This is a genomic window from Candidatus Frankia alpina, from assembly GCF_902806485.1.
GTDB lineage: Bacteria > Actinomycetota > Actinomycetes > Frankiales > Frankiaceae > Frankia > Frankia alpina.
The window spans coordinates 1-8,631 of sequence record NZ_CADCWT010000204.1 but is presented as its reverse complement, the minus strand read 5'-3'; the positions used below and the strand labels follow the sequence as shown (position 1 = coordinate 8,631).

Below are 8,631 nucleotides of genomic sequence, written 5' to 3'. Positions count from 1 at the left end.
AGACACGGGCCGGCCATCACCGCGACATGTGCGCTCTCCGGGGAGGGCGCGGCACGTTCGTCTGCCCCGTTCGGCGTTGCCGCTGGAGGGCGGGACTACACACCCGCGGACCGATGTTCATACCCAATGTGTCGAACCGGATGTAATCGATCAAGGAGAGCGGAAGGAGCGACCAGCCTGTGCTGGGCCTCGCGCTGAGTTTCGTGTTCATCGGTATCTGGGCGTACATGATCGCCGACGTGTTCGGGACCCCGTCCGATGAGGTACGCGGTATGTCCAAACCGATCTGGATCGTGGTCGTGGTTCTCTTTTACGTGCTCGGCGCCGCTGCGTGGTACTTCTTCGGCCGGCCACGGGCGCATGGTCTCGGAGCGCGCCCGCCGCGGCGGGCGGTTTCGGATCATCCTGCCTTCGGCGAGCGGTCGACCTGGGACGTCGATCGCCGCGAGGGGGGCCTGGGACGCCCCGGCTCGCGGATAGGGACCCGGCCCAAGGGCCCCGACGACGATCCGGAGTTCCTCCGCGAGCTCGCGGACCGCATCCGCGGCGGCGACGCCGAGCCGCCGTCCGCGCGCGGCTGACGCCGCCACACCGAGCACCGCCACACCGAACGAACACCGCCACACCGAGCCTTACCAGACACCACCGGACGTCAGACACCACCGGACGTCAGACCGCACCGCGCAGCGGGCCACGCCGCGCAGCCAGGCCACATCGCTTTCGCGTGGTCTGCTGCTGCGGCGGCCGACGAGCCTCCAGCCCGGCCGCGGGACCCCGGGCGGTGACCTGTCAGCCAGGCCCACCCACGGTCCCGCGGCCGCAGGGTCAGTCGCTCGCGTAGTCCGCCGGGTCAGACGCCCGCGTAGGAGTGCAGGCCGGTGATGACGAGGTTCACCAGGTAGTAGTCCACGAACAGCGCGGTGAAGGCGACCAGGGCGATGGCGGCGGCCCGCCGGCCACGCCAGCCCGCGGTCGCCCGCGCGTGCAGGTAGGCCGCGTAGCAGACCCAGGTGATGAACGACCAGGTCTCCTTGGGGTCCCAGCCCCAGTACCGGCCCCATGCCGACTCGGCCCAGATCGCCCCGGCGATGATCGCGAAGGTCCAGATCGGGAACGCGAACGCGATGATCCGGTAGGACAGGGTGTCGAGCGCCGCGGACGACGGCAGGCGCATCACGATGCCGCCGCGGCTCTGCATCGCCCGGCTGGCGTCGGCCCGGCCGGCCGCCACGTCGGCGAGCCGGTTCTCCCAGCGCTCCTTGACCAGAAACAGCACCGTGGTCACCGCGGAGATCAGGAACACGCCGCTGGAAGTGATCGCGGCGACCACGTGGATCTTCAGCCAGTACGAGTTGAGCGCGGGCACCAGCGGCCCGGGCGCGACGTAGAGGACCGTGCCGGCGAAGCCGAGGTAGAGCACCACCGGCACCATGACGAAGACGCCCAGCCAGCGAACCTTCTGCCTGGTCAGCAGGGCGAGGAACGTCGTGACCGCGATCAGGCAGATCATCGACGAGAACTCGTACATGTTGCCCCAGGGCACCCGGTCCGCCGCGATGCCGCGGGTGATGACCGAACCCAGGTGCAGCGCCCAGCCGACCACCGTGAGCAGCACGGCGATCCGCCCGATCCACCGGGCGCTAGCGGGCACCTCGATGTCGCCGTCGTTGCCGGCGACCAGGGTGTGCGCGACGGTGTCCCGCTGACGCACCGCCTCGATCTCGCGGGCGCGCGCGGCCGCGAGCGCGGCGGCGGCCGGATCGATCTCGATGCTGGACCCGGCGTCCGCCGGGGCACCGGCCCCCACGAGCACAGCCGGCCGGTCATCCGCCGTGCGGGCGGCGGGAACCTCCGCCGACAGCTCCACGGCACCGCTGCGCGTGCCCAGGCGGCTGAACGCGAACTCGGCCGCGTAGCCGAGCATCGCCGCGGCGTACACCGCCATGCCACTACCGAACAGATGATCGGAGAGGCTGGCTATGCCCTCGTTGACCGCCATCAGTGCTCCCGTTCGCTGGCGTTCGACGCGGCGCCACCGGCTGCGGTGCCGCGCGATTCCGTAGTGCTCGGCGCCGCGGCGCCGCCTCCCGCGGCGGGCTCGCCCGGCCCCACCGCCGATTCGGGCTGTACCGCCAATTCGGGCTGCGCCGCCGGTTCCTGCCCGCCGGCCGGGCCGGTGGCCTCGCGGACGAGGGTGGTGAGCTGGCTGAGCTCGACGGCGAAGCCGTCCCCGTGTGACCGGGACAGTCCGCCGATCTCGACGACGGAACCGCCGCCGGGTGCCGGGCGCGCCCGGACCCACAGGCGGCGACGGTGCACCCGCAGGCTGACGATCAGCCCGGCGATGATGAGCACCGCGAAGATCAGCGCCTCTTCCTTGAACGGGTCGGACTTCACCTGGAAGGTGGCGAACTCCGCGACGCTGTCCGCCTCCAAGCTCAGCCCGCCGGGCAGCCCCGTCAGGGTCCGCTGCCGGGAGTTGTTCAGGGCGAGGACCTGGGCCTGGCGCGCCGTTCCGGCCGGACCGTTGAGGGTGAGCTGGCGCATGTCCTGGGTGTCGACCGTGTACACGTTCTGCGGCACGCCCTCGTTGAGGTGGAGGTTGCCGACGAAACCGGTGATGGTCAGGCCGGGCGCGCGAGCCGCCGGGAAGGTCGAGACGTAGCCCTGGGTCGGGTCGAGGTGGGTCGTCGGCGTGAACACCCCGCTGAAGGCGAGCTGCTGGGGCTCCTTGCGGACGCCGAGCGGCGCCAGGCCGGTGTCGGGAATCTTGACCGTGCAGGTCGAGGTGAACATCCCGTCCCGCGGAGTGCAGGGCACGCTGCCCTGCCAGACCGTCCGGCGCTGGGCGTCGCGCAGGACGAAGTGCGGGGCGTACCCGTGTCCGATGAGGTAGATCTTGGCGTTGCCGAGGACCAGCGGGTGGTTCACCCGAATCGTCGCCTGGCGGGTCGGTGAGTCCAGGTCGGGCGAGTAGGACACGGCGGCGCGGAAGTCCGAGGGCTCGCCGTTCGGTTCATAGGCGGCGGCGAAGCGGTTCAGCGTGAGCGAGAAGGGGCGCAGCTTGGCGGTGTCGACGAGCTTGCCGCCGCTGAACTGGTCGTAGGAGATGATCGTGTTGGCCATGCTGTCCCCGGTGACGACAAGCGTGGTCCCGGAGTAGCCGAACCAGGACCCGAAACCGATCGCGACGAGCAGCCCGACCAGGGCGACATGGAAGACGAGGTTGCCCGTCTCGCGCAGGTAGCCCTTCTCGGCCGAGACGGAGTGGTCCGGCGAGCCGTCCGGCCGCCGCGTCCCGGCGGCGGCGACGCTGGCGCGGAACCGGCGCCGGCGTAGCGCCGCACGGGCCCCGGCCGTCGCGTCGGCCGGGGCCAGCGGGCTGGCCCATGCACTGCCGCCGGGCAGCCGGCCAGGTCGCGCCGGCGCCTTCGGCGGGGCGGTGAACAGGGCCTTGATGTGCCAGCGGATACGCGACGACAGGCAGCCGATCAGCGAGATGAACAGCAGCAGGTAGATCGCCGCGAACCAGGGGGCGGCGAAGACGTCGAAACCCGACAGCTTGTCGAGCAGGGGCCCGAAAGTCGGGTGGCTGGACAGGTACTGATCGACCCGCATCGGGTTGATGTTGCGCTGCGGCAGCAGCGACCCGGGCACGGCGGCCAGCGCCAGCAGGAACAGCAGCAGCAGCGCCGTGCGCATGCTGGTGAGCTGCCGCCAGGAGCGGACGGCGAGCGCCAGGGCTGGATGCCGCCCGGCGGGGGTTGCGTTGGGGGCGCCCGGGCCGGCGGCGTCACGGTCCGCCGATCGGCGGACCCCCCCGGCCCGTGCCCGGCCGGCGTCGGGCCCGTCAGGCCCCTCGGACCCGTCGGGTTCGCCGGGTCCGAGCGGCGCGAACGCATCCGGCGCGACGGCGACGCCGGCGACTCCGGCGCCGGCGTCGCCGTGTCCCTCGGGTAGGCGGCGCCCACCGGAGGAGTCCGGGTCGAACCCGACGGCTTCGTCGTCCGCGGTGCCGGCCGGATCCATGGCACCGGCCGGAACGAACTCGTCCGGGTTGCCGAAACCTGGCTTCGGCGCGAGGCCGGTGGCCGAGCCGGTGGGCTCGTGGGAACGGGTGGAGGAGGTCACAGCGGCGTCTCCGAGAAGCCGGAGGCATAGGGCCGCAGGTTCGCGATCAGGTCGGCCCACTCCCCGGTAAGTTGAAGCACCCCGACCGCGACGAGCAGCACGCCACCGGCCAAGGTCAGGGCGCGCGTGTGCCGGCGCAGCAGGTGCAGGGCACCGACGGCCCGCCGGAAGGCGAGGCCGACGGCGAGGAACGGCAGCCCGAGTCCGAGGCAGTACACGGCGGAGAGGAACGCGCCCCGCCCGGCCGTCGCGCTCGTCACCGCCAGCCCTTGCACCGCCGCCAGCGTGGGGCCGAGGCAGGGGGTCCAGCCGATGCCGAACAGCACGCCGAGCAGCGGCGCGCCGAGCAGGCCGGGGCGCGGCAGCCGGTGGATGCGCCACTCGCGGTTCGCCCAGGACATCTGGGAAAACAGACCGGCGAACGCGAGACCCATGACGATGGTGAACGCTCCCAGAACCTGGCTGACCCCGACCTGGTGGCGGATCAGCCCCTGGCCGAGCCCACCGAAGGCCGCGCCCTCGGAGACGAACACCGCGGTGAACCCGAGCACGAACAGTCCGGTGCCGGCGGCGACCCGCCCGCCGACGCGCAGTCGGCTCAGCCGCGGCCGGAGACCGGCGAACCGCCCGTCACCCCCGTCGCCCCGGTCACGCCCATCGCTCCGGTTACGTTCATCGCCCCGGTCACGTTCGCCGGACTCGACCAGGCCGCCGCGGCCGACCTGCAGCGGCGCACCGGCCGGTACCGGCAACGGCGGCGCGGTGACCGCGGCAGCCATGATCGGCGCGGGCGCGGGCGCGGGCGAACCGGCCGGTGGGCGGGCGGGGCGCCGCTCGCGGTCCTGGAGCTCTTCGCCGGACAGGCCGGTGATGAAGCTGAGGTAGCCGGGCACGAGGGGCAGCACGCACGGTGACAGGAAGGACAGCAGCCCGGCGGCGGCCGCGACCGGGGCGGCGAGCAGCACGGGCCCGTCCGTGACGAGCTCGACCACGCTCAACGCGGGCCCCCCGTCCGGCCCGGCCGCCGGCCGCTCACGCCTCGGCCTGCAACCGGGTCAGCACGGGCTTGAGGTCGTCATCGGGCACGACCGGGCCGGTGAACCGGGCCGCGATCCGCCCGTTGGCGTCGAGCACGAAGGTCGATGGCAGCCCCGGGGCCACCGGCCAGCCCGCGGCGAGCGTGCCCAGCCGGTCGACGACGCTCGGGTATGGCACGCCGTTGTCGCGCACGAAGGCTTTGGCGCCCGCAGGGTCCTTCTCGTTGACGCCGAGGAACGCCACCGTCGGGTTCGCCTTGGAAAGCTGCACCAGACCGGGCGTCTCCGCCCGGCAGGGCGCGCACCACGAGGCCCAGAAGTTGACAACGACGATCTTCCCTCGCATGGACGCGACGTCGATCCTGGTGCCGTCGAGGTTCTTCCCGGCCAGCTTGGGCGCCTCGTGCCGGCTTCCGGCCGCGACGAAGTCCTTGCCGGCGGACTGCTGGACGAAGTTGAACCCCCCGCCACCGGTCGCGTCAACCGTGCCGCCCCCGCCGGAACAGGCCGCCGCCAACCCCGCCACCGCGAGCATCACCGCGGCGGCTCTGACCCGCCCTACCCGCCTCCGCTGCTGGCGCCCCCGCGCGAACCGGTCCCGGGCAACGCCTGCCACCAGCGTGTCCGACCTGTCACCCGACGCGGACCGCCGTCCCATCTCCGCCACGCGAACCAGTATGTGCCCTGCCCCTTCCCGCCTCGGCACCCGTCTACGACCAACTGTAGAACTCAGCTCAGCGTAGGCGGCGAGGCCGGCGGGCGCGCGTGGAGTTCGCCACGGCGGACAGCACTGGGCTCGGCGGCTACCAGGTGGGTACCATCCCGCCGTCGACGCGGAGGTCCGCACCGGTGATGTTCCCGCTGCGGTTCCCGGCGAGCAGGACGACGGCGGCAGCGACCTCCTCCGGCGTGCTGAACCGGCCGGTCGCGGAGCTGCCGGCCGCGGCGTCGACGACGCTCGCGGGGTCCACGCCGGTGGCTCGCGAGACGGTGGCGGCAACGCCGTCGGACCCGAGCCACAGGTCGGTGCCGACCGGGCCGGGACTGACCGTGTTGATCCGCACGCCCCGGCCACCGACCTCCCGGGCCAGCGACTTGCAGAAGTTCGCCAACGCGGCCTTCGCCGCGCAGTAGTCGATCACCGCTGGATCGGCGAGGACCGAGTTCACGGAACTGATCGTGACGATGGAACCGCTGCCGGCGGCGAGCATCAAGGGTAGCGCCGCGCGGGTCGCCCGCACCGCGGCGAGCAGGTTCAGGTTGAGCGTTCCCAGCCACATCTCGTCGGTGACCGAGCCGAACCCACCGGGCCGGGCGGGCGCGGAGCCGACGTTGTTGACCAGGATGTCGACCCGCTCGCCGGCCTGCTCGACGAGCGCGGCCGGGCCGTGGGGGGTGGCCAGGTCCACCAGGTGCACGCGCACCCCGCCGGAGGCCGCCAGCTCGTCGAGCTCGGGCGAACTGCGACGGGCTCCGGCCACCACCGTGGCGCCCTCGGCGACCAGGGCCTGTACCACCGCCAGGCCGATACCCCGGCTCGCCCCCGTGACGACGGCGATCCGCTCGAGCAGTCCCATGTCCATTCCGAACCTCCATTGTCGGCAGAGCCATCCGGCCGTCGGCCGTAACCGGTCCTTCATCCACGCGGCCGGTAGCACCGGACCACAAGGCGGACGGTCACGGCGGCCTGACGCCGCGGCCAGGCCGTCTCGGCCCGATGGCGCAGGTCCTCGGCCGTACGGTGGTGGCCGGTTGGGCCCATCAGGGCCAGGTCGACGGCCTCGTCGGGGGACAGCACAAGCGGAATGTCGAAGCGTTCGAGGCCGGCCGGGGCGAACCGGTCGGCGGTCCGCTCGTCGAGTCGGTCGCCCTTGTCCGGCTGCATTCCGACCAGCCCGAGCGGGCCCCGCAGCTCGGCGAGATGGCCCGGTTCGGGGGTGACGACGATGAGCAACCCGTCCGGCCGGAGCACTCTGCGCATCTCCGCCGGGTTGCGCGGGGCGAAGACGTCGAGGAGCACGCCCACGCTCGCGTCGGCGACCGGCCACGGACCGGCGGCGTCGAAGGCGACCGCTCCGATCTTGGGGTGGGCCCGGGCGGCCCGGCGCAGCGCGTACTTCGACACGTCGACCGCGACCCCGACCGCCCCGGTGGGCAGCGCGGCGAGCACACCGGCCAGGTGGTGGCCGGTTCCAGCCCCGATCTCGAGCACCACCGGCCCCGAACCGGCCGGCGAGGCGGGGTGGCAGGTCGTGCCCGGGCCCGCGTCCCAGGCCGGGTTCGGAGCCGACCGGGCGCCGGGCGGGCTGGCGGCCGCGAGCTCGGCCAGCCGAGTGGTGAGCGGCCGGTAGTGACCGGCCCCGAGGAAGGACTGCCGCGCGGCGACCATGGCGGCGGTGTCGCCGGTGACCCGGCGGGCGCGGCCGGTCCGCAGGTTCACGTAGCCGCCGCGCCCGATGTCGAAGCCGTGCCCGGCCGCGCAGCGCAGGGCTCCACCGTCTTCATGCAGGGCACCGTCCGCATGCGGGGCACCGCCTTGCCCGGCGGGCGGGGCGCCGGTGCACACCGGGCAGCGCAGGACCGGTAGCACCGCCGCCAGCCCCGTCCCGGCGGGGGCCACGGCCGCCCCGACGCCACCGGCTGGTTCGGGTGACGCGGCTGGGGCAGGCGGCTGGGGCGGGGTCCAGCCGGTCAGGCGCCGACCGATCCGGGCAGGTTCGCGGTCGGGCCGTTCGGTTCGGCGTACTCGACCCCGATGAGTTCCCGGCCGCGGTAGACCGCGGTGGTGACGCTGGCCAGACCGCACTGGCGCCGGTCGGGACGGTGCCACAGGTGCAGCCCCTCCAGCGCCCGCCGGGTCGTCCACACCGGGAGCTGATGGCTGACCAGCACCACGTGCCGCCCGGGGTGGACGTCGCGCCACTCGGCGACGGCGGCGAGCATCCGCCCGGCGATCTCGGTGTACGGCTCGCCCCACGACGGCCGGAACGGGTTGGCCAGCAGCCGCCACAGATGCGGGTAGCGCAGGACCGCCGGTCCCGCCTCGAACGGCTTGCCCTCGAAGGCGTTGCGGCTCTCGATCAGCCTCGGGTCGACCTCGATGGGCAGGCCGTGGGCGGCGGCGATGGGAGTGGCCGTCTGCTGGGCGCGGTCCAGAGGGCTCGCGACCACGGCGGCGACGTCCAGCCCGGCGAGGAACTCCGCGGTCACCTTGGCCTGGCGGTGGCCGGTCTCCGACAGCCCGTATCCGGGCAGCCGGCCGTAGAGGACCTTCTCCGGGTTGAAGACCTCCCCGTGGCGGACCAGATGCACCCTTGTCAGCGGCCCCCGCTCGGCGCCGCCGTGCGGTCCCGGTCCGGTGACCCGCGGCTGGTCCGGCGAGGTGCCCACCAGCTCATCGTCCACCGGCTCCTGCGCCGGGCCCGTCATGATCGGCCTGCGCTGGCCGCGGGCATGGGCGTTG

At 73.5% G+C, this 8,631-nt stretch carries 8 protein-coding genes; 1 reads left to right on the top strand and 7 read right to left on the bottom strand.

The window, feature by feature from the left end; genetic code table 11:
- Positions 1–179 precede the first annotated feature (179 nt).
- On the top strand, positions 180–581 hold the full coding sequence (locus G6R25_RS18430) for a PLD nuclease N-terminal domain-containing protein (protein ID WP_163553970.1): 402 nt from the start codon (positions 180–182) through the stop codon (positions 579–581).
- A gap of 269 nt (positions 582–850) precedes the next feature.
- Here G6R25_RS18430 and ccsB read toward each other — a convergent pair whose 3' ends face one another.
- The 7 genes from ccsB to G6R25_RS18395 form a co-directional block, all read right to left on the bottom strand.
- Complete coding sequence (gene ccsB / locus G6R25_RS18425; protein WP_163553969.1) at positions 851–1,999, bottom strand: c-type cytochrome biogenesis protein CcsB; 1,149 nt, start codon at positions 1,997–1,999, stop codon at positions 851–853.
- Positions 1,999–4,131 carry a cytochrome c biogenesis protein ResB gene (resB, locus tag G6R25_RS18420; RefSeq protein WP_163553968.1) on the bottom strand — a complete coding sequence of 711 codons (2,133 nt, stop codon included), beginning with the start codon at positions 4,129–4,131 and terminating at the stop codon, positions 1,999–2,001. The genes ccsB and resB overlap by 1 nt, the downstream gene beginning before the upstream one ends.
- Positions 4,128–5,129, bottom strand: coding sequence for a cytochrome c biogenesis CcdA family protein (locus tag G6R25_RS18415; protein ID WP_163553967.1), 1,002 nt, complete (start codon positions 5,127–5,129; stop codon positions 4,128–4,130). Before G6R25_RS18415 ends, resB begins: the two co-directional genes overlap by 4 nt.
- Before the next feature lie 34 nt (positions 5,130–5,163).
- Positions 5,164–5,784, bottom strand: coding sequence for a TlpA family protein disulfide reductase (locus G6R25_RS18410; RefSeq protein WP_163553966.1), 621 nt, complete (start codon positions 5,782–5,784; stop codon positions 5,164–5,166).
- 187 nt (positions 5,785–5,971) lie between these two features.
- Positions 5,972–6,745, bottom strand: coding sequence for an SDR family oxidoreductase (locus G6R25_RS18405; RefSeq protein WP_235948982.1), 774 nt, complete (start codon positions 6,743–6,745; stop codon positions 5,972–5,974).
- A gap of 59 nt (positions 6,746–6,804) precedes the next feature.
- The gene (locus G6R25_RS18400) at positions 6,805–7,788 is read right to left on the bottom strand and encodes a methyltransferase domain-containing protein (protein ID WP_235948980.1); all 984 of its coding nucleotides are present in this window, start codon (positions 7,786–7,788) and stop codon (positions 6,805–6,807) included.
- Between the two features lie 71 nt (positions 7,789–7,859).
- A complete protein-coding gene (locus G6R25_RS18395; RefSeq protein WP_235948984.1) occupies positions 7,860–8,597 on the bottom strand; it encodes a histidine phosphatase family protein in 738 nt (245 codons plus the stop codon).
- Between the last annotated feature and the right edge of the window lie 34 nt (positions 8,598–8,631).